Origin of the sequence: Neobacillus notoginsengisoli, assembly GCF_003515685.1 — a bacterium.
GTDB classification, from domain to species: Bacteria; Bacillota; Bacilli; order Bacillales; family Cytobacillaceae; genus Bacillus_D; species Bacillus_D notoginsengisoli.
Genome location: NZ_QWEG01000009.1, coordinates 175,006 through 199,161, shown reverse-complemented (window position 1 = coordinate 199,161; position 24,156 = coordinate 175,006). Strand labels below are relative to the sequence as shown.

At 41.8% G+C, this 24,156-nt stretch carries 33 protein-coding genes; 13 read left to right on the top strand and 20 right to left on the bottom strand.

The genetic code is table 11. The annotated features are described in order from the left end of the window. Nucleotides 1-160: 160 nt before the first annotated feature. Together D1B31_RS24340 and D1B31_RS15255 are read right to left on the bottom strand one after the other, a co-directional pair. Entirely contained in the window at nucleotides 161-313 is a 153-nt protein-coding gene (locus D1B31_RS24340; RefSeq protein ID WP_158587566.1) for a hypothetical protein, read from the bottom strand. A 224-nt stretch (nucleotides 314-537) separates the two neighbouring features. Then, the gene (locus D1B31_RS15255; RefSeq protein ID WP_240035281.1) at nucleotides 538-1,011 is read right to left on the bottom strand and encodes a redoxin domain-containing protein; all 474 of its coding nucleotides are present in this window, start codon (nucleotides 1,009-1,011) and stop codon (nucleotides 538-540) included. 174 nt (nucleotides 1,012-1,185) lie between these two features. Between D1B31_RS15255 and lepB the strand changes: the two genes are divergently transcribed. The 3 genes from lepB to D1B31_RS15235 all read left to right on the top strand — a co-directional run bounded on the left by lepB (nucleotide 1,186) and on the right by D1B31_RS15235 (nucleotide 3,742). Next, complete coding sequence (gene lepB / locus D1B31_RS15245) at nucleotides 1,186-1,806, top strand: signal peptidase I (protein WP_240035291.1); 621 nt, start codon at nucleotides 1,186-1,188, stop codon at nucleotides 1,804-1,806. A gap of 14 nt (nucleotides 1,807-1,820) precedes the next feature. After that, entirely contained in the window at nucleotides 1,821-2,312 is a 492-nt protein-coding gene (locus D1B31_RS15240; RefSeq protein WP_118921885.1) for a hypothetical protein, read from the top strand. A gap of 104 nt (nucleotides 2,313-2,416) precedes the next feature. After that, on the top strand, nucleotides 2,417-3,742 hold the full coding sequence (locus D1B31_RS15235; RefSeq protein ID WP_118921883.1) for an oligosaccharide flippase family protein: 1,326 nt from the start codon (nucleotides 2,417-2,419) through the stop codon (nucleotides 3,740-3,742). Between the two features lie 517 nt (nucleotides 3,743-4,259). On the opposite strand, the gene D1B31_RS25200 is transcribed toward D1B31_RS15235, so the two are convergent. The 5 genes from D1B31_RS25200 to D1B31_RS15210 form a co-directional block, all read right to left on the bottom strand. Next, nucleotides 4,260-4,457, bottom strand: a complete 198-nt coding sequence (locus D1B31_RS25200; protein WP_420846112.1) for a DUF7010 family protein — start codon at nucleotides 4,455-4,457, stop codon at nucleotides 4,260-4,262. A gap of 282 nt (nucleotides 4,458-4,739) precedes the next feature. Continuing rightward, nucleotides 4,740-5,207 carry a GNAT family N-acetyltransferase gene (locus tag D1B31_RS15225; protein WP_118921879.1) on the bottom strand — a complete coding sequence of 156 codons (468 nt, stop codon included), beginning with the start codon at nucleotides 5,205-5,207 and terminating at the stop codon, nucleotides 4,740-4,742. Then, nucleotides 5,204-5,752: an HD domain-containing protein gene (locus tag D1B31_RS15220; RefSeq protein WP_118921877.1), complete on the bottom strand. Its 549-nt coding sequence runs from the start codon at nucleotides 5,750-5,752 to the stop codon at nucleotides 5,204-5,206. Before D1B31_RS15220 ends, D1B31_RS15225 begins: the two co-directional genes overlap by 4 nt. Before the next feature lie 817 nt (nucleotides 5,753-6,569). After that, nucleotides 6,570-7,178, bottom strand: coding sequence for a DUF2812 domain-containing protein (locus D1B31_RS15215; protein WP_118921875.1), 609 nt, complete (start codon nucleotides 7,176-7,178; stop codon nucleotides 6,570-6,572). After that, the gene (locus D1B31_RS15210) at nucleotides 7,171-7,521 is read right to left on the bottom strand and encodes a PadR family transcriptional regulator (protein WP_420846116.1); all 351 of its coding nucleotides are present in this window, start codon (nucleotides 7,519-7,521) and stop codon (nucleotides 7,171-7,173) included. Before D1B31_RS15210 ends, D1B31_RS15215 begins: the two co-directional genes overlap by 8 nt. 217 nt (nucleotides 7,522-7,738) lie before the next feature. On the opposite strand from D1B31_RS15210, the gene D1B31_RS15205 reads away from it, so the two are divergent. Beyond that, on the top strand, nucleotides 7,739-8,113 hold the full coding sequence (locus D1B31_RS15205) for a nucleotide excision repair endonuclease (protein ID WP_118921870.1): 375 nt from the start codon (nucleotides 7,739-7,741) through the stop codon (nucleotides 8,111-8,113). A gap of 90 nt (nucleotides 8,114-8,203) precedes the next feature. Here D1B31_RS15205 and D1B31_RS15200 read toward each other — a convergent pair whose 3' ends face one another. Then, nucleotides 8,204-8,587: a hypothetical protein gene (locus tag D1B31_RS15200; RefSeq protein ID WP_118921868.1), complete on the bottom strand. Its 384-nt coding sequence runs from the start codon at nucleotides 8,585-8,587 to the stop codon at nucleotides 8,204-8,206. 90 nt (nucleotides 8,588-8,677) lie between these two features. On the opposite strand from D1B31_RS15200, the gene D1B31_RS15195 reads away from it, so the two are divergent. Continuing rightward, nucleotides 8,678-9,271 carry a DUF421 domain-containing protein gene (locus D1B31_RS15195; RefSeq protein WP_118921866.1) on the top strand — a complete coding sequence of 198 codons (594 nt, stop codon included), beginning with the start codon at nucleotides 8,678-8,680 and terminating at the stop codon, nucleotides 9,269-9,271. A 209-nt stretch (nucleotides 9,272-9,480) separates the two neighbouring features. On the opposite strand, the gene D1B31_RS24330 is transcribed toward D1B31_RS15195, so the two are convergent. The 5 genes from D1B31_RS24330 to D1B31_RS15170 all read right to left on the bottom strand — a co-directional run bounded on the left by D1B31_RS24330 (nucleotide 9,481) and on the right by D1B31_RS15170 (nucleotide 12,927). Next, nucleotides 9,481-9,855 (bottom strand): hypothetical protein, encoded by a 375-nt coding sequence (locus D1B31_RS24330; protein ID WP_118921864.1) that lies wholly within the window; start codon nucleotides 9,853-9,855, stop codon nucleotides 9,481-9,483. Between the two features lie 102 nt (nucleotides 9,856-9,957). After that, nucleotides 9,958-10,422: a hypothetical protein gene (locus D1B31_RS15185; protein ID WP_118921862.1), complete on the bottom strand. Its 465-nt coding sequence runs from the start codon at nucleotides 10,420-10,422 to the stop codon at nucleotides 9,958-9,960. 84 nt (nucleotides 10,423-10,506) lie between these two features. Next, on the bottom strand, nucleotides 10,507-10,710 hold the full coding sequence (locus tag D1B31_RS25195; RefSeq protein ID WP_420846115.1) for an SdpI family protein: 204 nt from the start codon (nucleotides 10,708-10,710) through the stop codon (nucleotides 10,507-10,509). A gap of 217 nt (nucleotides 10,711-10,927) precedes the next feature. Then, the gene (locus D1B31_RS15175; protein WP_158587564.1) at nucleotides 10,928-11,896 is read right to left on the bottom strand and encodes a phosphotransferase enzyme family protein; all 969 of its coding nucleotides are present in this window, start codon (nucleotides 11,894-11,896) and stop codon (nucleotides 10,928-10,930) included. A 194-nt stretch (nucleotides 11,897-12,090) separates the two neighbouring features. Then, a complete protein-coding gene (locus tag D1B31_RS15170; RefSeq protein ID WP_118921856.1) occupies nucleotides 12,091-12,927 on the bottom strand; it encodes an STAS domain-containing protein in 837 nt (278 codons plus the stop codon). Nucleotides 12,928-13,403: 476 nt separating this feature from the next. Between D1B31_RS15170 and D1B31_RS15165 the strand changes: the two genes are divergently transcribed. Beyond that, a complete protein-coding gene (locus D1B31_RS15165; protein ID WP_118921854.1) occupies nucleotides 13,404-14,798 on the top strand; it encodes a VWA domain-containing protein in 1,395 nt (464 codons plus the stop codon). Between the two features lie 93 nt (nucleotides 14,799-14,891). Here the strand turns inward: D1B31_RS15165 and rpiA are convergent, their stop codons facing one another. Further along, nucleotides 14,892-15,563 (bottom strand): ribose-5-phosphate isomerase RpiA, encoded by a 672-nt coding sequence (rpiA, locus tag D1B31_RS15160; protein WP_118921852.1) that lies wholly within the window; start codon nucleotides 15,561-15,563, stop codon nucleotides 14,892-14,894. Beyond that, nucleotides 15,560-16,360, bottom strand: a complete 801-nt coding sequence (locus D1B31_RS15155; RefSeq protein ID WP_118921850.1) for a class I SAM-dependent methyltransferase — start codon at nucleotides 16,358-16,360, stop codon at nucleotides 15,560-15,562. Before D1B31_RS15155 ends, rpiA begins: the two co-directional genes overlap by 4 nt. 183 nt (nucleotides 16,361-16,543) lie before the next feature. On the opposite strand from D1B31_RS15155, the gene D1B31_RS15150 reads away from it, so the two are divergent. Together D1B31_RS15150 and D1B31_RS15145 are read left to right on the top strand one after the other, a co-directional pair. Then, entirely contained in the window at nucleotides 16,544-16,834 is a 291-nt protein-coding gene (locus tag D1B31_RS15150) for a DUF5316 domain-containing protein (RefSeq protein ID WP_118921848.1), read from the top strand. A gap of 15 nt (nucleotides 16,835-16,849) precedes the next feature. Then, a complete protein-coding gene (locus D1B31_RS15145; protein WP_118921846.1) occupies nucleotides 16,850-17,143 on the top strand; it encodes a hypothetical protein in 294 nt (97 codons plus the stop codon). A 102-nt stretch (nucleotides 17,144-17,245) separates the two neighbouring features. Here the strand turns inward: D1B31_RS15145 and D1B31_RS15140 are convergent, their stop codons facing one another. Beyond that, nucleotides 17,246-17,656 carry a VOC family protein gene (locus D1B31_RS15140; RefSeq protein ID WP_118921844.1) on the bottom strand — a complete coding sequence of 137 codons (411 nt, stop codon included), beginning with the start codon at nucleotides 17,654-17,656 and terminating at the stop codon, nucleotides 17,246-17,248. A gap of 249 nt (nucleotides 17,657-17,905) precedes the next feature. Here D1B31_RS15140 and D1B31_RS15135 point away from each other — a divergent pair, with 249 nt between their 5' ends. The 3 genes from D1B31_RS15135 to D1B31_RS15125 all read left to right on the top strand — a co-directional run bounded on the left by D1B31_RS15135 (nucleotide 17,906) and on the right by D1B31_RS15125 (nucleotide 19,914). After that, the gene (locus D1B31_RS15135; protein WP_118921842.1) at nucleotides 17,906-18,652 is read left to right on the top strand and encodes a FixH family protein; all 747 of its coding nucleotides are present in this window, start codon (nucleotides 17,906-17,908) and stop codon (nucleotides 18,650-18,652) included. Between the two features lie 133 nt (nucleotides 18,653-18,785). Beyond that, nucleotides 18,786-19,580: a DUF2935 domain-containing protein gene (locus tag D1B31_RS15130; RefSeq protein WP_118921840.1), complete on the top strand. Its 795-nt coding sequence runs from the start codon at nucleotides 18,786-18,788 to the stop codon at nucleotides 19,578-19,580. Nucleotides 19,581-19,677: 97 nt separating this feature from the next. After that, complete coding sequence (locus tag D1B31_RS15125) at nucleotides 19,678-19,914, top strand: hypothetical protein (RefSeq protein ID WP_118921838.1); 237 nt, start codon at nucleotides 19,678-19,680, stop codon at nucleotides 19,912-19,914. A gap of 346 nt (nucleotides 19,915-20,260) precedes the next feature. Here D1B31_RS15125 and D1B31_RS15120 read toward each other — a convergent pair whose 3' ends face one another. The 3 genes from D1B31_RS15120 to D1B31_RS15110 form a co-directional block, all read right to left on the bottom strand. After that, nucleotides 20,261-20,686, bottom strand: coding sequence for a CBS domain-containing protein (locus tag D1B31_RS15120; RefSeq protein WP_118921836.1), 426 nt, complete (start codon nucleotides 20,684-20,686; stop codon nucleotides 20,261-20,263). 102 nt (nucleotides 20,687-20,788) lie between these two features. Beyond that, nucleotides 20,789-21,016, bottom strand: a complete 228-nt coding sequence (locus D1B31_RS15115; RefSeq protein ID WP_118921834.1) for a hypothetical protein — start codon at nucleotides 21,014-21,016, stop codon at nucleotides 20,789-20,791. Nucleotides 21,017-21,115: 99 nt separating this feature from the next. Next, on the bottom strand, nucleotides 21,116-22,021 hold the full coding sequence (locus tag D1B31_RS15110) for an aminoglycoside phosphotransferase family protein (protein ID WP_118921832.1): 906 nt from the start codon (nucleotides 22,019-22,021) through the stop codon (nucleotides 21,116-21,118). A gap of 81 nt (nucleotides 22,022-22,102) precedes the next feature. Here D1B31_RS15110 and D1B31_RS15105 point away from each other — a divergent pair, with 81 nt between their 5' ends. Both D1B31_RS15105 and D1B31_RS15100 read left to right on the top strand, forming a co-directional pair. Beyond that, the gene (locus tag D1B31_RS15105) at nucleotides 22,103-22,849 is read left to right on the top strand and encodes a YqcI/YcgG family protein (protein WP_240035280.1); all 747 of its coding nucleotides are present in this window, start codon (nucleotides 22,103-22,105) and stop codon (nucleotides 22,847-22,849) included. A 99-nt stretch (nucleotides 22,850-22,948) separates the two neighbouring features. Further along, a complete protein-coding gene (locus D1B31_RS15100; RefSeq protein WP_118921830.1) occupies nucleotides 22,949-23,527 on the top strand; it encodes a cysteine hydrolase family protein in 579 nt (192 codons plus the stop codon). A 30-nt stretch (nucleotides 23,528-23,557) separates the two neighbouring features. On the opposite strand, the gene D1B31_RS15095 is transcribed toward D1B31_RS15100, so the two are convergent. Continuing rightward, nucleotides 23,558-24,064 carry a GNAT family N-acetyltransferase gene (locus D1B31_RS15095; RefSeq protein ID WP_118922002.1) on the bottom strand — a complete coding sequence of 169 codons (507 nt, stop codon included), beginning with the start codon at nucleotides 24,062-24,064 and terminating at the stop codon, nucleotides 23,558-23,560. Nucleotides 24,065-24,156 lie beyond the last annotated feature (92 nt).

Here is a 24,156-nt window from a genome sequence, read left to right as displayed (position 1 = left end):
AATTGTGTTTTTTCAATGGTGTCCATCATTATCGTTATTCGCCAAAAATGGGAAAATACCTTTTTGCTTTTGCTAGATTTAATTTCAAAAAAACTTGTATGCCATGTTGCTGTACCTGCAAGTTGTATGTAAGAAAAATAGTGGGGAGGCTTACTATTTGTTACTTCTTCCCACCGATGATCAGTTTCAATTCCGGCGGCTTCGGCTTATCTGAATTTTCATGATGCATCTTATCAAGATGCTCCATAAGTTCACGAAAAAATTTATCCGGATTTGCCCGGATTTCTTCCACTGTCCGTCTTCTTCTTCTCATGTGGTTTACAACCCTTCTCTCTATGGTCTATGGTACATAATTGCTTTTCAAAACTTTTGCCTTCCATAAAATGAAAATACCACAGTACAGAAGACCGTGGTAGACCTAAATTTTTTTACTTTTGTATCTTTCAATTTTAATCTCAAAACGATGTTAAATTCTGCTTAGAAATCGCTAGCTTATAGCCGGTGATACACAGATATTTTCGCCGCCCTTTTCTTCCATTAACTTTTGCTAAGCTTCTCAAGCTCATCAAAAACGGCTTCATAATCTTCCTTTTCCTCCGCTTTAAACGAGGTATTGATGTAGGTAATGTCCCCTTCCTTGTTCACGACAAAGACCGAGCGTTTCGCGACGCCGCCTTTTTCATTGAATACTTTGTAATCCTTGATTGTCTGCTTCTGCCAATCGGACAGGAGCGGATACGGCAGTGTCCCCATGCTGGCTGCAAAAACGCGGTGCGAGTGGATATGGTCGGCACTGATCGCGAGAAGTTCCGTATCCAGTTCCCCGAACCGCTTATAATCCTCTTTCCAAGAGGCGATTTCCTTAATTCAGCCAGGAGTGAAATCCATGCCGTAAAAAGCAACGACGACGTTCTTTTTACCTTTGTATTCCGCTAAAGAAACTGTTTCTGCCGTTGTTGCCTCAAGTGAAAAGCTGGGTGCTTGATCACCCTGTCTTAACGATTCCTCCACGTTGCTCACTCCTTTAGGTTCTTTCTAGGCAGTTTTCCCAATCTTCGAATGGATTAGCCTTCGTGCTGTTTTTTCATAGTTTTGCCTTGTTTAATTTACAGAAAATTATAAATACAGCGCCTCTTCCCACCTTATAATTGGTAAAATACAGGGAGGGGGTGTTTCGTTTTGAGAATGGCACTTAGTTTATCTATTTGGATTCTAATCCTTACATTTCAAACCGGATGTACAATGGAAAAAGTAATTCGAGATGAACAAACGAAGCCAGCAGTCGAACTGGTTGAACGAGGAGGTAATACTTTCGTCATTGAGTATGCTTTTGATAATATGGACCGGGGTGAACACCATTTTCATTCGATTGATGGCTCACGAAAAACTGTCATTGAAAGGACGAAAGAGTTTAAGCGCGGAGATATCGTATATTTTGCTTATCCCGGTGAAAGCATTTCCTTTCATATGCCGGACTATTACCTGGGCAGGGTTGTCGGTCTCCCTGGTGAGACTGTCGAATTCATTGATGGGCAGGTATATATTGATAACAAAAGGCTTGAAGCGTTTTATGCAAAGAAATCCAGGCTAGGGATGGACATGAACACTTATTTTGCCAAGAAAATTGACCATTCGAACATAACCAAAAAAGATTTTAAGGAAGACATGGCGCCTGTTAAAATCCCTAACGAATCCTTTTTCGTTGTGAGTGATGACTGGTTCAGAGGAACAAGCAGCAAGGATTTCGGCCCAGTGAACATTTCAGCCATCGAAGGAAAGGTATTGGGGTATGTAAAGTCGTATTGAAGGGGGTGCAATCGATGAAAAAGCCAGTATCCTCTGTTAAAATATCGCTGTTTTTTCTATTTTTCTTTTTACTTACTGGGTGTGTACTTGGAACCAAGCTCGATGCTAACGCTAAATTGGCAAAAGAGCACCTTTTAAAACAAGGTTATTCCGTCACGTCATATAAAGGAAGCCGAATATACAAGTTTGAAAGACAAGATCTTGTTGAATTGCCACATAAATCAATATGGACATTGCAATCAGTAAAACCTGATGAGTTTATTGGAAAAGAACTCGTCGAAGAAAGGTTCATAGTAAAAAACCATCCTGTTGGCAAGATTTATAAATCGAAAGTCATGATAAATGTATACATCTATGATGGTGAAGTGATCGGCGGAACCTCATATCCAGCAGTAGACGGCCTCGTTGGATGGGGTTATTCACTCGATGGAAAAACTGCTGAAGAGCTTCGAGGAAATGACTTTCAAAAATGGTCGGCAGAATGGAACGAAACGTATGGTGAGTGATTTTCGTGAATGCGTTGGTCGATTAATTTCCCTACCCTGCTAAGCTGGAGTATCTCATAATTTCCATGCCTGTCTCATATGGATGGTGTTATGGGGGTGGCATCTTGAATAAGTTTATCCGTGGGACATTGATCTTAATTGCTGCGGCATTTTTAAGTGAATGCGTCGAGTTTTTAGTGAATATGAAGCTTGCGAGTGAGCTGAAGGAGGAAGGCATGGGCCTGTATATGTCGGTCATGCCTGTCCTGTTCCTGATTCTCATTTTAGCAAGTCTGGAGCTGCCGATTTCTGTATCAAAATACATAGCCGAGCATAAACAGGAGACCCATTTAAGCTTGCTGAAACACGCGTTGAAGCTTGGCGTTCTTTCCACCGTTTTGTTTAGCTTGCTGACAGCGGCGGCCGTATCCATCCCCTCCACTTTCAGCAAGTTCCCGGCACATATCCACTGGCTCTTATTCGCCCTCATCCCAATTGCGGCCTTTTCTGCTGTGGCCAGAGGCTATTTCATGGGCATCCAGCAGATGAGCAAAATTGCGGTGTCGAACCTTTTGCGCAAATGCGCCCAATTTCTGCTGCTGTATTTTATTTTCAATTTGTTCGATTATCCACTTGAAATCTCGCTTCTGGTTGCCCTTGGCGCTCTAGTTGCTAGCGAGCTGCTTGTCCTTCTCTATTTATTCAGTATGTTTGTTGTTCATCTGAAGGGCTTGAAAGCCGTTCGCTATTATGAGCTGTCGGGCAAACAGGCAAGGGCAAAGCTATTGTCTGTTTCTTTGCCGACGGTCGGCCTTCGCATCTTCCAAGCATTTGTGAATGCCGTCCAGCCGTTTCTGATTCAGATGACGTTGATTCGTGCCGGCTTTACTGCGGTAACCGCGACCGAACATTTCGGCATGCTGATGGGCGTCGCGATGTCAATCGGCTTCTTCCCTGCTTTCATTGCCCATTCGCTCATGGTCGCCTTGATTCCGAATGTGTCGGACGCCTACGCCCGGCTGGAGCGGGACCGGCTCAGCAATCTTTTGCACCAGTCGATGTGGCTGACGCTCCTTTATGGAACTGTTTCAGTCTTCATCATGCATTTGTTTGCCGAGGAGCTTTCAGCCATGTTCTTTTCCTCCCCGGTGGCAGCCCACTACCTGAAGCAGCTGTGGCCATTTTTCCTGTTTCACTTTTTCATGATCCCGCTCCAGGCTTATTTGATTGGAGTTGGCTTAATTAAGGACGCTTTCCTCCACAGCATCTGGGCGAACGCCTTCGCATTCGGCGCGGTCTTCGTTCTCGGTTCAATGCCGTCGCTCCACATGGATGGCGTTATATTAGGCATGAATTTCGGCGCTGTTTTGCAGGCATTGCTTCATTATTTCACTGTTTGCAAACGGATTGGCGTGCGGGTGTGGTTCGTGCCAAGGAGCGGGGAGTTGTAGCGGGGTAGTTAGCTGGACTTTGTGGGTTGGCTAGTTAAGTAGAGGAGGTACACTACGTACTTTATCAAACCAATGCCCCAGTCTTGCCAAATACCTAGACCAGTCTCACTATCCCACTTCCCCTCTCCTTTCAGAGTAATAAATGAATTTTCACGGCAGCCATCCTTATAAAAGCTCAGCATAAATAAAAAAACATCGGAATGCTAGATTCCAATGTTTTAGAATGCCTACTTCTTGCGCGTTTTCATAAAGATAATAAGCTGGTAAACCCCAAACAGGATCGTTAAAGTTAATATTGCCGGGAACATCAATTTGTTTGGTAGAGTAAAATAAGAAATTAATAATGCAACGAGTAATACAACATAGCCAATGTTGAACAAGCGTTTGAACTCAGTATTGATTATAATCCCCTCTTTTCATTCCTCAAATCCTTACCCTCGAAATCCTTTCTGTGGGAAGATAGCGTCTTACAAAAAATGAAAACACAGGCTCATATCAGCAGCCTCAGACAATGTTATTACGCATTCGCGTCCACCGGGACAATTGGTGTTCGCAGCTCCTGGAAAATCTTAAGTATTGAAGCAACGAACGACAATGAGATCGCCATTGGCACGATGAAGAAAGCGGAATCAAGAAAAATACTGCCAAGGAGCATCGACGACAAACACATGCTAAGTGTCAGAAATATATAAGCTTTGCTTTTGTATATCCACATATACGCCAGAAAATGGGACCCGCCCAACAATCCAATTGTAAAAGTACAATTGCACCTGCAATAAGGATTGGATAACCTTTCTTAGAAACGGATATCATCTCATTTCTGGCTTGTTCAATACTCTGATCCATAACTACCTCCTTGGTTAAAAATTTTCTCTTCAAGTAGCTTGTGGTTAATTTTACCTATTGGCTACAATTTAAATATAACTTATACCCCCAAGAATTAAAACAGAATTTTCTGAAATATGTTCATGACTAATTTTTGTTTTGGCTTACTTAATTACAGCTTTAGTTCCATTCTCCTCACCTGCGTTTGCATCCCCATCGACTCATAGAATCGAATAGCTGGTTCATTAAATTCCCAGACGCCAAGCTCTATGCCCGAAGCGCCAGTTTCTTTTGCAAATTTAACGACTTTTTCAAAGAGCAATTTTGCCAGGCCCTGTCGTCGGAATTCCTTTTTCACGCCGAAATCTTCTACATAAACATAATCCCTTGGCACAACCGTTTTCCGGTCTGGTGCTGACTGCTTTCGGCAAATGGCAAAGGCGATGATTTCGTCTTCGTTCTTTATATAAAAAATCCTGGCATCCTTATTTTCAACCAGGCTTTTGAAATAGTTCCAATCAAAGGTTGTGTCAGCCAGCTTATAAATATCAGGTCTGGCATCTAGGTGATAGTCGTGGACCTCCTTATGTATTGGCATTAATGCTTCGTAATCTTCAAGTCTGGCAATTTTTATTTTCATTGGAGTTCCTCTCCGAAAAGCTTTACAACTTCCCTCCCGAATTCCTCAAGCATTTCAAAGGAAGATTCGTGCCCCAAGCTCTGTACCAGCCTCCGGTAATACCACTCCTGCTCTTTTCGTCCCCTTTTAAATCGCTTCCAGACTTCTTCACCTGATTGCTCCACATCGTAGCGAATCGACCTGATATTGTGCAGCTTATCGGCGCAGGCGACCGCCCGGATTTCGATTGGGGCATCTTTTAAGAACTCAATTGTATGCGCCTTCCGTTCTTCCCAGCTCAGCGACTTGTCGGGTTCTGAACAGCCAGCGACGATTTTAGCAATCATCGGACCGAATTCCCTTTCGATATCATTGAGCGATAGATTCGTGTCTTCAACCGTATCGTGCAAAATTCCTGCAGCAATCAGTTCTTCGCCATACCCGTACTTCTGAAGAATCATCCCAACAGCTGCCGGATGCGTGATGTACGGCATTTTGGTCAACTTCCTGAATTGCCCATCGTGCGCCTCGCCGGCAATTCTTAAAGCTTTTTCGATCAGGTCCAATTGAATAACCACCTTTATTATCTATTTTTTTGCAAAAAAAATCGTGAGTTTGGTGTATGTCTAGTTGTTTTATTATACAAAAATAAGTGCAGAAGATTTATTAATCGAACAGTTACTGGCAGAAGAGCCTTCGATTAATAAATGAAGACTTATTAACCGAACAGCACCTGACAGCCGGTCCTTCGATTAATAAACGATGACTAAGTAATCGAACAGATGCTGACAAACGGTCTTCCGATTAATAAACGATGACTTAGTAATCGAACAGCTGCCGACAGACGGTTCTTCGATTAATAAACGATGACTTAGTAATCGAACAGCTGCTGGAAAACGAGCCTTCGATTAATAAACGATGACTTATTAATCGAACAACTGCTGGAAGACGGTCCTTCGATTAATAAACGAAGACTTATTAACCGAACAGCTGCTGGAAGACAAGCCTTCGATTAATAAACGATGACTTAGTAATCGAACAGCTGCTGACAAACGGTCCTTCGATTAATAAACGAAGACTTAGTAATCGAACAACAACTGGCAGCCGGCCCTACGATTAATAAACGAACACTTAGCGACCGAAAGGCATCAAAAAGCCGGTCCTTCGGGCGCTAAACGAACACTTAGCGACTGAACAGCAACAGTAAGACGGTCCTTCGGTCACTAAACGGACACTTAGTGACTGAACGGCAACAGACGGCTGGTCCTTCGGTCACTAAAGGCGTTTTTACCACGTTCGTAATCTAGTTCGTTTATATAAGCAGCATCGTGATCATTGTGCAGATGGTGGAATCAAGCATGGCATTTAGTAGTAATAGAGGTTCTATCTTTTTTGCAAATACAGTTTTTTCGCTCTATAACCAAAGAAAAAATAGAAGATCATTGCCAAAGGAATAAATGACCAGGCCAACCCTCGCATGAGTGCGAATGGGGTTTCAAAAAGGAAGGAAAACCAGAAATATACTCCTTCCTTGTCCCATAAACCAGGTGTAAAATAGAGCTCTTTTGGATTAATAAGCGCTTTAAAATGAATTATGTCTGTTAGATAAAATACGAGTAAGATTGGTAAATAACTTATCGCTAGTTCAAAACACATACTTGCATACCTTTTATATCTCGCGGCTTTTGAATGATTATCAGAAAAAATCTCATCATCAACGGTATCATTCATTTTTTTGAAGTACTGAATTCCCGAGCTTTTGGTACCAGCGAGATGTTTCCAGCCACTGTCCTCAAACATCGTACAGTAATCGATGAAATCCTCTTTCTTCTTAAATTTTCTGAAGTCAATTTTTATGGTTGCCGCTTCAGGCTCCCCTTTTTGAAACCTGTATCCGAACGAAGCGTTTTGTAAATGGTAACCGTCATTTGCCATTTTCACCAGCCATTTTTCTTCCTTTTCAAAGTCGACAAAGAATTTAAGCTTATACATTTTCCATTCCTCCATCCCTCGTTATTTCCAGTGGCAGGAACTTTTCGGTTATCTGAACTATATGCTTCATTCGTTCACAGTCTTGCCGTAGCACTTCTCTCCCCTTTTCAGTGATGACATACGTTTTTCTTCGTTTATCCGTGCTTTTTACGGCTGTAATTAATTTTTGTTTAAGTAGGTTTTCGATTGCTCCATACATCGTGCCAGCAGCAATCTTTACCTTCTGATTGCTTAACTCCTCGACTTTTTGCATCATGATATAGCCATGAGCAGGCTCGAGTAAGGATAACAAAATATAATAGGTTGTTTCGGTCAAAGGTAAATATTTATTTAATTCCAACATCATCACTCCAAGCTATTTATACAGTTTAACTATATAGTTTGATTGTATACAGCCGGACTGTATATAGCAACAAAAAAATTCCAAATCCAACTGTTCCCCTGACTTATCACATTTATTTTTTCGGCAAAAAGGGTAAAAATATGTACATAATGGAAAGAGTAGCTTGGATTATTGTCGTCCCTTGTGGTAAAGTAGTCGAAGAAAAGGAAGTGATCAAATGATTAAAATTGAATTGCCAAATCCTGATGTTGTATTAACGAGAAAAAACCAGCTGGGCGAACCGGTCGAGGCGGTAATCAGCAGCAAGTACGGATTTACCGACTACCACCGCATCCCGAGGGATAAAGGCGGGATTATCCTGTTCTTTAATGCCGACGATGAGCTCATGTTTGTCGGAAAAGCCCGAAAGCTGCGTCCACGCGTAAAGCGCCATTTCGAGGATACTGTCTCCCCTATTAAAAATCACCGGGATGAAGTTTATAAAATTGCCGTACTTGTGGTCGAAGAACCAATGGACCGCGAAATTTACGAAACGTATGCGATTAATACGTTAAAGGCGAAGTACAACGTAGATAAAGTTTTTTATAAATAAGATTGTTTCATCTTATAGGTTCGGACAGCGAATGCCTTTGTAACCAAGTAGCTGTCCGAACTTTCCATTTCTGCAATCAAAAACGGTTTATTATTCTGTACGGCCGTTTTTGCTATACATAAGATCCAGAAAACTGAAGCCCAGCGCAAACCCCAAGGGAATCCCAAACTGAAACTGCGCTGCTTCGGCTGGTTTTATAAAGAAATATAATCCATACTGGATGACAGACAAACCAGCGAAAAGAAGGATAAATTTCCCCAGCCTTTTTCTCATCTCTTCCCTTCTCAACTTTCTCAGCCTTGAACCAGCGACAACCAAGAAGGTTAACCCCCATATGAGCAGAATAACTACATATCCGATAACAAAATAGAGACCCCACTTTGAATCGAAATCTGTATAAATTATATACATGGTCACAAACAACCCCGCCAATAACGCCGCAAGAACTATGTAAGTGAATTTTTTGCTGGTCAAATCCTTCCCTCCCAACATCAGTTAAAAACAGTATACCACTGGCAGCTTTTGCAAAAAATAACTGAAATGAAGATTTAGGAAGTGGCCCCAATGGATTTTGTTTGGAACTCGTTTATCCTGATTATAGCCGGGATTGTGTTTATGCGGATTGCCGGGAGAAAATCCATTTCACAAATGACGCTGGCGCAAACTGTTGTGATGCTGTCGATTGGTACAATTATTGTCGAGCCCATCGTAGAGGCAAGTTTATTGAAAACCCTTGCCGGTGTCGGGATCTTTATCTTTTCAGTCGTTATTCTTGAAATCATCCAGATGAAATCCAATTTTTTAGAGAGGCTCATTACTGGAAAGTCCAAAGTGGTGATCCGGGACGGGAAAATAGATGTAGAAGCGCTTAAGAAATTGCGTCTTTCTGTTGACCAGCTTGAAATGAGGCTCCGTAACCAGGGCATCTCCAGCATTGAAGACCTCAAGATGGCAACCCTTGAAGCAAATGGAATCGTCGGCTATGAACTAAAAGATGATCAAAAGCCACTTACAGTCGGGGAATTCAAAAAAGCGATGGACGCCTATTTCCCAGGAATGCAGCCTGTTGTCCAGAACCTTCAGAATAAGGAGGAAAAACAGACCATTTTTGGGGAATTGGATGGACAGCAAAGGGACGACCCGAATTTTTTACAATGAAAAAACCGCCTCGATAAACAGTACCGGGTTACTTGTGAGATGTAAAACGTTAAATCACAAACCTAATCACACAACATATATCATAAATTCCACAAAACAAAACACGTACATCACACAATCAAAAAGGCTTAGAGTTATTTTTTAGCTCTAAGTTTTTTTGTATTATCTTACCTCACTAAAGCACCACGTTGAAGAAGAGATGAAAAGATTTATTCTTCTTGAACTTCTGGGCTTTCATAAAAATGATCAACAATTCGATAAATATCTGGCTCTGCATAATTGTAATTATCATTTACTTCATTTTCACTAAATGAAGAAGTGATTTTTTCATCTTGGTAAAGTGCAATAGAATAGCTAAACCCACTTCTATCTTCTTGGTTTTCTTCTGGTATAAACTTTTCAGAAAAAGCATTTGCATGATCTGTTCGTCCGTGTAACAAATCATACGAGATTTCTTTAATTACAAAAACCTGATTATATTTATTTTCTAAATATGTCTCAAACTTACTATTGTAGGAAATCTTGTCCCATGGTGTACCGTAAAAGAAGCAATAACTAAATCCGTATAGGCTAAATAAAATCACTGTTAAAAATAGAAATTTTTTTAGATTTCAAAAGCCTCATATCTCACCTCTTTTACATCTATTATTCAAGTTACCAACCTGTTCGTATAAAAATCATTTAAACTATTTTATGTATTCAACTTCGTAGCTGTTTGGTGATTTATCAGTATATGCAATCCAATAATTAATTTCTTCAGAGTATTTTACTTGTTTTGCATACTTCTCAAAAACTTTTACGTCCTTAATGCCAGGTTCTTTTGGAATCATTACGTTCACAACAATAGGATCAGAAATGAACTGATCACCACCTGATAATTCAGGACCACCCATACCGCTATCCCACTCTAATTTACCGTTGTTCACCTTCATAAATCCTATATTTAATTGATCAAATTCTTTACTCTTATAAATGACTACAATAAAATCATCTTTAATGTCATAATCGATAACTCGTTCAAAATCCTTATTTTCACTACCCTCAAGTATTTTCACGATTTTTTCCTCAAGGGAAATATCACTAGAACAACCAAACAACAATAAGATTACCATGAATAGATAAGCAATATATGTTCTTTTTAAGCTACTCAAATTTTTACTCCCTTTCTTAGTAATCCATTTTTTTCTAATGTTTTATTCTCCAATTTGTCATTTGAATCCTTCTTTAATCTAAACTTATGAAATTTTTATCTCTATCAAAAAATAAATAAGGAGTATTGAAACTCCAAGCGTTATTAAGTTAATTATTGTACTTTTAAAAATAAGTGAAAATAAAAGTATTATTATTCCGAAAGTAATCAATAAATGACGACAATATTTATTTGCCATGCCCCAATTTTCTTTATTTCTCTTTGAACTCGAAGTCCTATACCCATAAATGTTGTTTATCTCCCTCGGCGGGAATAAAAATAAGAAAATCTACGACAGTTCCTACTATGAACCCTTCATTCAACACAATATGCTTCATAATAACTCCTCCACGCAGCATCGCAATGTTTTGGTGAAAAAGTATCTATCTCTACTCTAACTTAGTCTCCTTTTAAAAAGTAAAGCAAACCTTAAAACCAACCTACTTGTGAGAACTAACGAGAAGCCATTAAAATGGATAATTGGTCAATGGTTTATCTGCTTCTATTTCCGCCTTCAAACGTAACCATTTTATTTTTAATTCACCGTCAACTATTTTCCAGTCATAACGCTGGTGCCATAAGCTGAGACCGAGCAATCGTCGATAACGCAGGAAATGTGGCATTGCCTTTAACCACCAATTTTCGAAATGGTTCACCTCTTGATACCCTTTTAGAAACGCATCGAGGAAAAAGGCTACGTGATCATCGAGCGACTCATTCATTTTTTCCAGCCGGTTAAATCTAGCGATGACCAAGTAAAGGATGATGGCTACATCAAAAGCGAACCAATGATAGCAGCAATCATCAAAATCAAATGCCGTTATTGTACCGTCTTTCGCGACGAAAAAGTTTTGATCGTAAAGGTCACAATGTACAAGTCCATAGTTTTTCTTGTCTTTTGGAAGAGTCTCCAGCCAATTTAACAGTTCAACTGCTTTCTGGCGGACAATCAACTCTTTATGTGGCAGGTGACGCATCATATCCATCCAAGGTTCCTGTTTCCAATCACGACGTTTAACCCCTTCCAAAGGTACATAGGATTGAGTAAGCAAGTGCATCTGCCCAACAATGCGTCCCCAGTTACCAACCATTTCTCGGTTCCAATCTTCTTCGATAGGGATCCGGCCAGGAGCTTGGGTGAACATAGATGCAAGATATCCCCCTTCCACGCTTTCAACCAAATTCCCGTTTTTTGAAGGGAGTATATCGGGAACAGAAACACCGTTATCGAACAGATATTTCATAAAGTGTAATTCTGCCAATACCTCTTTTTGGTTACGCCATGTTTGTTTTGTCAAACGGATAATCCGTGCAGGAACACCGTTTTGTTCTGTGTATTGATAGACATCATTTATATACCCACCCACATGTATAAGCAGTCTCGAATCAAGACCATATGCATTAGCTGCTGATATTAACACCGTTGCATCAGTCATTCCATCCCTCTTTTCGTTTTTTAATATATGTACTAGGCAATGCATTTTTTATTCAGCATTACTTCTCTGTAATTTCTATCTTCCCTTCTATATTACAAAAATAGCAGCCAATTCAATTAAGAATCGGACTGCTATTTGGCGTGCTAATTCAGTTTTTGTACCCGAACACCGAACCCGTTACCATATCTTTTTGATTAACCTGCTTCAACTGCAAGGTATTTTTTTAGTGTTTCCTGAAGTGTGCCCTTTGTTTCGGCTTTGTCGGCAAACGAAATACCGGCGTGGACCATTTTCCGGACCAAATCAGGGCGCAAGCCGGTAATGATTCCTTTGCATCCCATCATATTGACGCCATTTAAAACCTTTCGGAACTGGTCAATCACATCCATTTCCATATCGGCAATGCCCGACAAGTCAATCACTAGCGCCTGCACCTTTTGATTTGAAATCTCCACAAGGATTTTCTCCTCGATTGTCTGCATCCGATAAGAATCAATTAGGCCAATCAGTGGCAATACAGAAACGGACGGGCTGACGGGAATAATTGGTACGGAAAGGTGCTCCACCAATTTACGCTGCGTATTCAACAATTCATCTTTAAAGGTTGAATAACTTAAGAAAAAATTGTTCAGGAATTGGTCAATTTGATCATTAATCTTTTTCTCAAGAATGTAGAAGTCTTCTTTTTGTATAATGTCGTCTTCCGCTTTATCAAAATGATAAACAAATTGCCATAACGTCCTGCGGATCGCTTGAATCCACTCTAGCTTAAATGAAAGAGTCAAGGCATGCTCCGCCCACACGACTCCTTCCTGGTTTGCAAATTTCACCATCTCTTCTTTTTCGTCCAGCAAAACATAATTGACAAGCTTTTCAGCGTTTTTCAATAAGTCAATATTCCCAGTTTGAAGAATATCATTAATTTTGGCCGCAACATCAACAGCTTCGGAAAGGAGCTTTTGTTTAAACTCTTCACGATTCACCGAAATAAATTCTGAAATTTGATCGCCAAGTTTATATGTAGATTCCATATTAATCTCCTTTGTTCATCAGTTTTTACCGTTATCTCGTAACTAGAAGTATACCTCATAGTGACATTTATTGAAAAATAAAAACCCTTGATTCATTCGACAAGGACCGGTAGACCTATTTTCCAAGCGGAAAGACTGCCAATATCATCCACCAGCAGAATTTCCTCTTATCATAACAGCAGTTATTGATAACATACCCATTGTTCTAGCTTCCACCTCAAAAGAGAAACTTTCGACAAACGTTTCATGGCACCTTCCCCTATTATAGTCTTTTAGTCCCTTAACATGCAGGTATTTTGTCTTATTATGGGTTCATTTACCAATTGAAACTTTAATAAATACCATAACTGGGCTAAAATGTTAATGAGCCATTGAATTTCCCTTTTTCACTGTATTTATAGGTAAAACAGTGATGACTTTAAGGGATAAAATGCTCTTTCTTTTTATACACTTCATATAAGGTAGGGGTTGGTTTAATGAGAATGAAGAAGAAAAAACTATTCCTATTTGCTGTTTTACTTTTTAGCATTGTCCTCGTGCTATCTGCCTGTGGTGCGAAAGAGAAAGCCTCAGGCGACAAAAACAAAAACGAGGAAACAGCAGGTGCGAAGGAAAAGGATCAGAAACATAGCGCAGAAGCAGAAGAAAAAGAAGATGAATTCAAAATCGCATCGAGTGTAGAAGATATTATAGAAGAGAAAGCCGGTAAATATTCTGGCAATGCCTATAATAAAGCAGTTGTACATAGGGCATTGGATGAAAAATCCTTTCAGGACAAAGATAGTTTCCAAGTTTATGAGGAACTCTTGAATTTAATTCGCGAGGGAGAAAATTACCGCCCTTTTTATGATTTTTATGAAAGCTTTAATCCGAGTATTGAAACCTCGTTAACGAAAATGCCAGGCGGCATGAAACTGAGTGACGATGGGGATTTGGACATGAACGTGAACATCGCCATTCTTTTGGATGCGAGCGGAAGCATGGCTCAAAAAATTGGTGGCAAAACAAAGATGGAGCTTGCGAAAGATGCCATCAATCAGTTCGTTGCTTCCATGCCTGAAGAAGCGAATGTGTCGTTAAGAGTTTATGGTCATAAGGGCAGCAATAGTGATAGTGATAAACAGCTATCCTGCGGCAGTACAGAAGTCGTCTATGAATTGAAGCCTTATAATGAAGCGGATTTCAAATCCTCATTAGGAAAGTTTCAGCCGACCGGATGGACGCCAATTGCGAACGCAATCTCAGAAACAAAAGCTGATTTTGAAAGAGCAGGAAATGAAGGGGAAAATATCATTTATGTTGTCAGTGACGGAGTAGAAACGTGTGACGGCGATCCAGTCAAAGCTGCGAAAGAGCTTCATGACTCCAATATTAAAGCCGTCGTTAACATCATCGGATTCGATGTCGACAGCCAAGGCCAAAAACAATTGATAGCTGTTGCCGAAGCGGGTGGCGGAGAGTACGAAACGGTCAAAACTGCTAAAGACTTTGAAAAATTGTGGGAAGAAGAACGGCGCAGGCTTTGGAATGAATGGTGGAACTGGGGAAGCAAAAACTGGAATGAAGTGTGGAACGAACAAACGAAAAAATCAAATGAATTATTCAATCAAAAGTCAAAATTCAGCAATCTAACGTATGATGAAAAGTCCCGGCTTACCGAGGCTTCATACTACCTGAAGGACAAGGACCAAATTAGTTATGAGGTCCGGCAGGAAGTAGACAGTCTCATCCAGCAGCGCTTTAACATTATGAGAGACTATGTAGAAGAAAAGTATAAAGAAAAGCGCGATACATTGAAAACCGAAGGAGATAATCTGAAAAAATCCATCAAAGAAAAAGAAGAAGAAATGAAGGCGAAATATAAGAGTTAGAGTGCCAGCATCCTGAAGGCTGTCAAATTGGCACCAATCGAACGACACAAAAATCACTCTCGATAAGATTTTTGTGTCGTTGTATTTTGGTCTTTATCTTTTCCTATCCAAGAAGATAGGCTCTCCATTATCTACAGTGATTACAACATCCGCCATTCCATTGAATAGACCGTTATCGACGACCCCGGGAATAGAATTGAGGGCGATTTCCAACTCGAAAGGCTTTGTAATATCCAGGAATGTACAGTCAAAAATGTAGTTTCCGTTATCGGTAAGATAAGGAGTTCCATTACTTTGGCGTAATCTTGGTTCTCCATTTAATTTCTTAATGTGTTTTTCAGTCAGCTGTGCACCAAAAGGAACGACTTCGACTGGAAGAGGAAAGGCTCCCAATGTATTGACCATTTTTGAAGGATCAGCGACGACGATAAATCTTTTCGAGGCCTTTGCAATAATTTTTTCCCGGACTAGCGCTCCGCCTCCTCCTTTTATCAAGTTCAGATTCCGATCGACTTCATCCGCTCCATCGATTGTAAGATCAATTTCATTAACATCTTCAAATCCAATTAACGGAATACGGAGCTTTTCAGCTAATTCCTTTGTTTGAACTGAAGTAGGAATTCCCTGAATCGATAGTCCCGCCTCCAATTGCCGGCCAAGTTTCAACAACGAATAATAAACGGTTGAGCCGGTCCCAAGCCCTACAATCATCCCATCTTGAATGAAATCAACAGCTTTTTCGCCTACTATTTTCTTTGCATTCAATCTATCTGCCTCCTGTCATTTTTCCTTCCTATATACAACAAATGCTCGCTGGTCCCTATTAGATTTTGATCTCTGCTCAATCGATAGCAAATGTCCAGCCATTTCTTATATTGCCCCTCGTCAAGCTGATTAATGGCTGTTTCCCTGCTCCCGAGTACATTCTCAATCCCCGCAAAAATAATTTCTTCAAGTTCAAAGCTATTCATAAACCTTTTTGCCTCAAGCGGGTTAATAAAATATGCCGTTGTAAAACCCAGCTCGCCTTGGTTTAGCCCATCTTCGAGATAAGAAAGGATGTTTTCCGTTTCTTCAATCGGATCCAGATGCTTTAAACTATCTTGAATGGGAGCATAGGATGAGATAAAAGATGCTACGAGGAGCCCGCCCCTCTTTAAAAGCCTCAACGCCCCCTCTACGGCAGCTGCCCTCTCTTCCCTTTTTACTAAATGATATAAAGGCCCCATCAGCAGGATCACATCGAATTTTTGCTGAAATGGCGCCAATTCGAGTGCATTTCCGTGAATATAGTCTTTTAATGCAACGCCGTTCTCTGCGGCTTTGATTTTTGCCTTTTCTATATTTCTTTTTGATAAATCAAGCAAAGAAACCTTATGCCCCTTTTCCGCCAAATAAATCGAGTAACGTCCCGGACCGCCGCCTATATCAAAGATTTCGAGATTTTCACCCTGAATGGTTTCATCCAAATAGCGTTTCGTTATCTCAAACTCAATTTTATGCCGATCCAGCCTCGTCCACTCATCATATTCCTCATCATACCAACGTTCAATCTCGTTCATGAGACCTTCTCCTTTTTTGCAAAATATTAACTTACCTATTTTATTTTCTAAATTTTACAAATATATGAAAACTGCGCGTATTCTATTGCAAAATAGTTTGGTAAAATATACTATTTAAGTATAGTGGTTTATTATGGAAAATACAATTCTCCTTTAATACATATTCTAATAGGAGGTTTTGCGGTGAAAGTTATTATGAGCGGCGCTGTTCTTGCTGTTATTGCCTCTATTAGTTCGTCTTTAATATGGGGGGCAGACCACGCTTATATTTTGCCGGGTGGAATTGGGCTTGCGGCGATCGGTATTTCCGCTATTTTTTCAGGTTCGTTGGTTAGCGGCGACAGAATACGGGCTAATTATCAAGCTGAAACAAAAGAAGACAGAGCCAGCCGGCATTTAACAATGAAACGATTCGGATTATTCGGCATGTCTAATCTTGCGGCAGCTGTGATTCTTTATATGAAATTTCATTAAGAGGAGATGTTTATTTTGGCAAAAAAACTTGGTATCATAGCGGCTGCCCTACTGGTTGCCGGGATACTGGCATTTTTCAACCCGTCCGAAAAGGACTTTGTTGTTTATGCGGAAGAAAAATTCCCGGATCGGCCTTCCGTCGCCCATCCGGACGATATTGAAAAAGCGGATCTGTTATTGTTTTCTATTTATACCCCTATCGTTGCCGATGAGTATGGCGTTTCCCATCTCGGCATCATGGGCCAATTCATCGAGCTATCCAGGGAAAACCTAAAGCCCCCGATTTGGATGGAGTTATTTTTAAGATAATAATATTATGTTAACAATCTATGTTTAGGTATACATAAATTTTTAAAAAAACCTGCTCTAAAAGAACAGGCTGGATGTGGCTAAATTATTCATCGTCTTTCCTCACCCGGCTATCCCGGGTTCCATATAAAACACTTCCCATAGATGGCCGTCGAGGTCCTGGAAGCTCCAACTATACATGAATCCATGGTCCTGGGGGTCGTTGGACAGCTTACCACCGGCGTCAATCGCCCTGCTGACGATGGCGTCCACCTCCCCGCGGCTTCCGGCAGTCAGCGACAGGATGACCTCCGTGCTTCTGGTGGAATCAACCACCTCCTTCTTCGTAAACGTCTGGAAGAATTCCTCCACAAGAAGCATCGTATAAATGTTCTCACCGATGATCATGCATGTTGCATTGTCGTCGGTGAATCGGGGTTCAAACTCAAAGCCTATTTCTTTAAAAAACTCGATTGACTTTTGCAAATCTTTCACTGGCAAGTTCACGAAAAGCTTTTCCGCCTTTAATGCCATTCGTTCGTGCCCCCCTTTTCATAAAGGTATAGTGTATATAATTCGCCCCATTACGCTATTATCCTTTAGGTTTTCCAAAACTATTCCAGCCTAGCCCGGTAACGTATAACCAGCGAGGTAGTTTTCCGCAATGAGGTTAAACGATTAAAGGTTTTATGAAAATAGTGTAAACTAGTCATGTGGGATATGGGCTATTAGAGCCTGTTCCTGTCTATCTAGAGTAAACTACTTTGGCAAAAGGGGATTATTATGAAAAAGTTGATGGTTTTATTTATCGGTCTATTGGCCGTTGCTCTTGTAGGCTGCGCTGACGGCGAGGATCAGGACAATTCGGCTGGCACGAATGAGCCTCCGAAATTGATTGAAGTTGAAATTCTTCTGCCAGATAAAATAGATCCTAATGTGGAAACAGAAATCAAAACACACGTCACGCAGGACGGCGAGAATGTTGAAGACGCCAATGAAGTGAAGTTCGAAGTTTTCAAGGCTGGCGATAAGGACCATGAAATGCTTGAAGCAAAGCATATTGGCGACGGGGTTTACGGTGTGAAGAAGACGTTTACCGAGGAAGGCAATTATGTCGTGATCAGCCATGTGACGGCGCGCGAAATGCATAACATGCCGAAAAAGGAATTCGTTGTCGGCAATCCTTCTGAGGCAGAATCGGAGCATGGCTCTTCCGGAGGACATGAACATGGGCACGGTGAAAGCAGCGTGGCGATTGACTTTCCGGTGAATTCAGCTGATTCTGGAGAGGATACTTTGTTAACCGCCGTGATCAAGCATGAGGATAAGCCGCTTGAAGGTGCGAAAATCACATTTGAAATCTGGAAGCATGGCGACGAAAAGCATGATTTCACCCCTGCCAAAGAAGTTGGCGGCGGAAAATATGAATGGAAGCACGCCTTCCCTTCCGCGGGCGAGTTCACGGTAAATGTTCATGTCGAAATAGGTAATTTGCATGAGCATGAGGAGAAAACTGTTACAGTAAATTAGATATTGAGAACCAGTAAGCTGACGCTTGCTGGTTTTTTGTTTTAGAGTGAGCTGTGGATTCTTTTACCACGAGCGAATTTTTAGAATTTCTAGGCATATAGTGAACAAATAGAATTCTTTGGAGGTGTGGTTGGTGGCGGATCCGATTGTGGCGAGGTCGCTCGATGAAATCCGGTTTTGGTCGAGGATCATGAAAGAGCATTCTTTGTTTTTAAGCTTAGGCTTTACGTACGAGCAAAAACAGCTGATTGATGAAGCGAGGAATTTTATTAGTCTTTTTGAACGAATTGAAGAAAAGTTGGCCCGATTTACTGTCAACTCGGAGCTCGAGCAAGTCAGAAGCTTCAATAAAGAGGTTTACCAGGCTGCCGTTGCGATTTGGCATTATAAAAGGAAAGTGCTTGGATTAACGCTGCGCTGTGAGATTCGTTCAAATAACTTTCCTCTTTTAGTCGATCATATTAGCCGTGAAGCGGCCTATTTTGCCAATCGGCTGACGGAATTGAATAATGGAAAACTCGTTCCGAAGCCGGAAGCTATTATTGAAGAAAATGTTTTCTTCCTTAGAATAATGGCTGACCACTCGAAGTTCATCGGACACCTGCTTGATCCGTCAGAGCGGAAGCTGGTTGACCAGGCAAGGGAATTCAGCCATGACTTCGATCAGCTCGTTTTCCAGGCGGTCGACTTGGATTCGATGCGTCCTCAATCGGAAACGCGGCCCATCTTAAGCCAATTCTTGAATCAAAATAAAGTATCTGTCGCTTCGTTAAGGGATTTTAAGAAAACAGCGCGTGAGTTAATTGAAGCCTGCCGCATAAAAAGTAACATCCATCCCCTTCTTGCTGACCATACGTTCAGGGAGGCCGAACGCTTCCTTGAGATTATCGACTTTTTTGAAGCGAGTCTTATGAGGAGTAGCAACTAAAAACAGGGCGAGCGATATGCCCTGTTTTAATTTTCTTCATTGCCTTCCTCCTCCAATGATGGGTAATATAAACATAAAATGCGGGGGGATGTTGAAAATGAAAACAAAAACTTTTTTCGTCGCCGCTCTAGCCTTTATTGTATCTGCGGGCCTGTCTTATGCAATTGGCTACCTGTTTAACATTCAAATATTGAAGTTCCATTATGAATTCACCTCGGAGTCCGGCGGTACTTTTCTCACAATAGGCTCGCTTTTTCCCTTGGCTATCGGAGTGATTGCGAGTTACATTGCTAAAAAAAGGTACATGAATAAATCTCAGCAAAACCTTGGTTAATCATTGGCCAAGTTTTTTTTCGCCGAATAAGTGGAAAATTTGAACGAATGGGCACCGAGAATTCGGATGAATAGGCACCGATTCCGGACGAATGAACACCGATTCCGGACGAATCAGTACCAGATTCGGACGAATAAACCGAAGCCGGACGAATCAGTACCGAGCCCGGATGGATAAGTATCAATTCCGGACGAATGAGAACCTGATCCGGATGAATGCACTCAAATTCCGGACGATTGCCATCGCGACTAGGCAGCATTCCTCCCCGAACAGCTGCAAATGCTGTTTACCACTTTCGCTTGTAAAGAAAAAAGCAACCCGCACTATAAAAGCGGGCCGCTTAACCTTATTTTTCCGGTTTGGAAGGCTCTGATATTTTCTCAAGCGCCTCGCCTGCATGATTTGTGAGGTTCTTTTCAACTGCGAGGTCCCCTAAAGAAACGATTCCTATTAACCGGCCCTGCTCCACGATTGGCAGTCTTCTGATTTGCACATCAGCCATTAAATTGGCCGCTTCTTTTGCAGACATATCAATGGTACCCATGACAGGATCCCCGGTCATCACTTTTGAAACGGGTGTATCCCATGGCAGATTTTCCGCCACAGCGTTTAAAACCAGGTCCCTGTCCGTGGCCAAGCCTTTCAGTTCATCCCCCTCGCAAATCGGGATGACGCCAACATTTAGCTCCTTCATTTTTTTTGCAATTTCATGAATAGGCGTATCGGGCGAGCACGTCTCCACCTCGGTTGTCATAACTTCTTTAATTTTCATCGCAACTCCTCCTTTTCATCACCTACTTGGGAGATTCCCGGGAGGAGAGAACTTGAAACTTCCACTTTTTGCAAAATGGTTCAAGTTAAGTCAAAAGCAAGTTTAAACAAATAAGGAATTCACAAATATGGATAGAACGTACAATGCAATCAGAATAACCGCAACGATTGCCAATTGGGAGAATGATTTTCTTTGAAACAAGCCGCGAATCAGAAAAAAGATAAGGACAAATAGAAAATAAACAAACCAGGAAATATCGAATAGGTATTGCGCGGCTACAAGAGCAACAATAAAAAGCCAGTCGAGCTGTTCGGGTTGTTTTTTTGCCATAAGTTATGTTCCCCCTCGAATGCTGTATACCCAGACTTTTTTAGAGACGAGTTCCATATATATTCTTTTCGCTTTTCCAGCTGCGACCTCCTTTTATTCTTAATTGCCTTTTTGCAAAATTTCCTCAAACCACTTCCCACAACGATACGTCTCCTCCCAATCCGAATTGTCTTCGATTGACCAGCAGGCGGACAATGTGGACATGGCGAACCCAGCCTTTAGCAGCTTTTCCTTATTTAATGATAGCCCTTTGCAAAGCCACTCAATTCGCTGCAAAAGCAACCCGCGCGGATCTGGCTTTCCGTGTAAGTGGTTAAACAAAAACGAAATCAAATCAAAGGTTGGATTTCCGGCAACTCCCTTAGGGTCAATCGCCAACCAGCCCCGGGTTTCTGAATTTAGAATGTTTTCATGATGGAGGTCCCCGTGCAAGAGCTCATCTTGTTCCGGGTCATTCAACTCCTGAAAATAGCCCATCGCTTTCCGAATGTCAGCATGCCCAATGGGGCCATCCCCATTTGGGTACGTGTCCAGGTAGCGCACGAGTGCCAATGACCAATCTCTCATTGCCGGGAAACGATGCCCGGCAGGAAGCGGCCTTCGAATTGCCTTCCAGACGTTTAAGTACTGCCGGACCACCTCTTTCTCATCTTCAATTTCAGCGAGGTTCCTTCCAGGTATGAGCTGTTCAAGCAGCATAGCTCCATTTTCCCCATCCTCTTTCAAAAGCCGGGCGCAGCCTTCTCCATTGTACATCTTGATTGCCCTGATTTCGTTTATAAACTCGTGGTGTGGCACCCCGAGTTTTAGAATGACGGGTCTTCCATTTTCGTCGCGCGCTTTTGCGACGTAGTTATAGGAAAGGTTGCCGGCAGGCCCTTCGATTTCGAGCTTCCATTTGTCTGCGTACTCTTCAATCTTTTCTGGCAGCCTTTCCAGCCATGTACCCCCCGCCTCACCGAATGCACCGGCCACTTTTGCCAAAAATTCCTTTGGAAGTAGCATTGAATCACGCCTTTCACAAAATTCTTTCCGCTGAACACTCCTCCGAGACTTGAATAATCTAGGGTAAGAGGAGGTATTTGCGTGGTTTTATATAGAAAAGACGACCTTTTTCAACCAGGGCTTGAACGATGGAAACGGGACGCCTTCGAAAAATTCGAACTAAAAATGACAGACGTGCAACATCCATTTCCTTGTATTCCGGCAACACTTGGACACAAGCTCCATCAACTGAGGTTTGGATTTCTTCCTAGCTTTAAAGACCCATCCTCAATCCGCGAATTGGCCGAGGCCTTAAATGAGTTTTCCGAAATCTATCACACCACAGGACCCTATGCATCTCTTGTGTTGTTTTATGAGACGCCTGCAGATCATCTAGCAAATGTGGAAGAATATGAACAGATTTTTTGGGACCAGCTCGGTTCGGTCAGCCAAATAGATCAGAGGCCTTGGCCTTCACATATCCCTAACAATCCTGAAGATTCACTTTGGGAATTCTGTTTCCATGGCGAACAATACTTCGTCTATTGCGGAACTCCTGCACACAAAAATCGGCAGAGCCGTTATTTTCCCTATCTGATGCTCGCGATTACGCCAAGGTCTGTACTGGTTGAATTTAATCAATCAAAGGCAAGGGCGGCAAAAATTAAATCGCAAATCCGCAAGCGCCTCGCAAACTATGATTCCGCCCCGGCGCACCCTGACCTTAACACATATGGCCAGGATGATAATTATGAGTGGAAGCAGTATTTCCTTCGGGATGATGATACATCGATCTGGAAATGCCCTTTCCATCGCTATGTACAAACCAAAAACGAAATTGAAGAGTAACATTCGGCATGTCAGCAGGCATGTCTTTTCTTTTGGAATGAGTACGGGAAAGTTGGCAACCCTAGAATACATACAGATGTTTTAGGAGTGAAATGCCTTATGAGCAAAATTTCAGGAATTCCCGCCCTCGTGATCCTTGATGTGCAGAACGGATTCGACGACCCATACTGGGGCGAACGGAATAATCCGGATGCTGAACAGAATATTCACCGGTTGTTAACCGAATGGCGCAGACGAAAGTGGGAGGTCATCTACTCCCAGCATCTATCACTTGAGCCCCAATCGCCGCTGAACCATAAAAACGGATACGGGATTGAAATCAAAAATCTTGTTCTGCCGCTTGAAGGGGAAACTGTTTTTACGAAAAATGTAAACAGCGCCTTTATCGGAACGCCACTCGAAGTGTATTTAAATGAAAAAAAGATTAAAACGCTTGTCCTGACAGGGCTATCGACCCAGCATTGTGTTTCGACGACGACGAGGATGGCCGGCAACCTCGGCTTCACCAACTTCCTTGTTTCTGATGCGACGGCGGCATTCGAGATTACCGACCACAACAAGAAGAAGCATCCGGCAGCCACCATCCATGAAATCGAGCTTGCCACTTTACATAAAGAATTCGCGACGATCGTCACGACTGACGAAGTGTTGAATTCCTTGCCGAACAAAAGGATTTAGAGACTCAAACGACTCTAAATCCTCTTTTGTTCACTCTACTGGGAATGTCATACTCATTAAATCTTCGCTAAATACTTGGCCGCCAATTTTGAGCGCGTGGCGGTCGATGCCGTAAGTTGTGAATCCGATAGATTCATAAAGTTTTTTTGCCGGGAGGTTGGTGGAGGTGACGGATAAATAAAGATGGGTGACCCCTTCGAGTTGTTTCGCTTTACGGATGGCCTCTGCCAACAGCTTTTTTCCTACTCCTGCTCGCCGGTATTCAGGCGCTACATACATTGCAAAAATATTCGCGCGGTGGCTGAGTTTTGATTTTGCCTCCCTCACCAAGGTAACGACGCCGGCCAATTTTTCGCCATCGAATGCACCGAAAGTCGTGGCATTGTCCTCGCTAAATCTTTCTTTGAAAAAATCCAATGGATAGGCTCGTTCTTCCTCATAACTTACCGCAAAGGCTTCGGGATGTTCCTTAAGCGCATCGAGCCTTAATCGCCGGTACTGCTCTGCATCTTCCGGCACTATTCTTCTGATTTCCATCTCATATGCTCCTTTTGGCAAAATTTGCATGGCGGTCGCCTGGGAATTGTAATACAATTTAAAGTATTACGACTATTTTAGGGTAGAAAGGC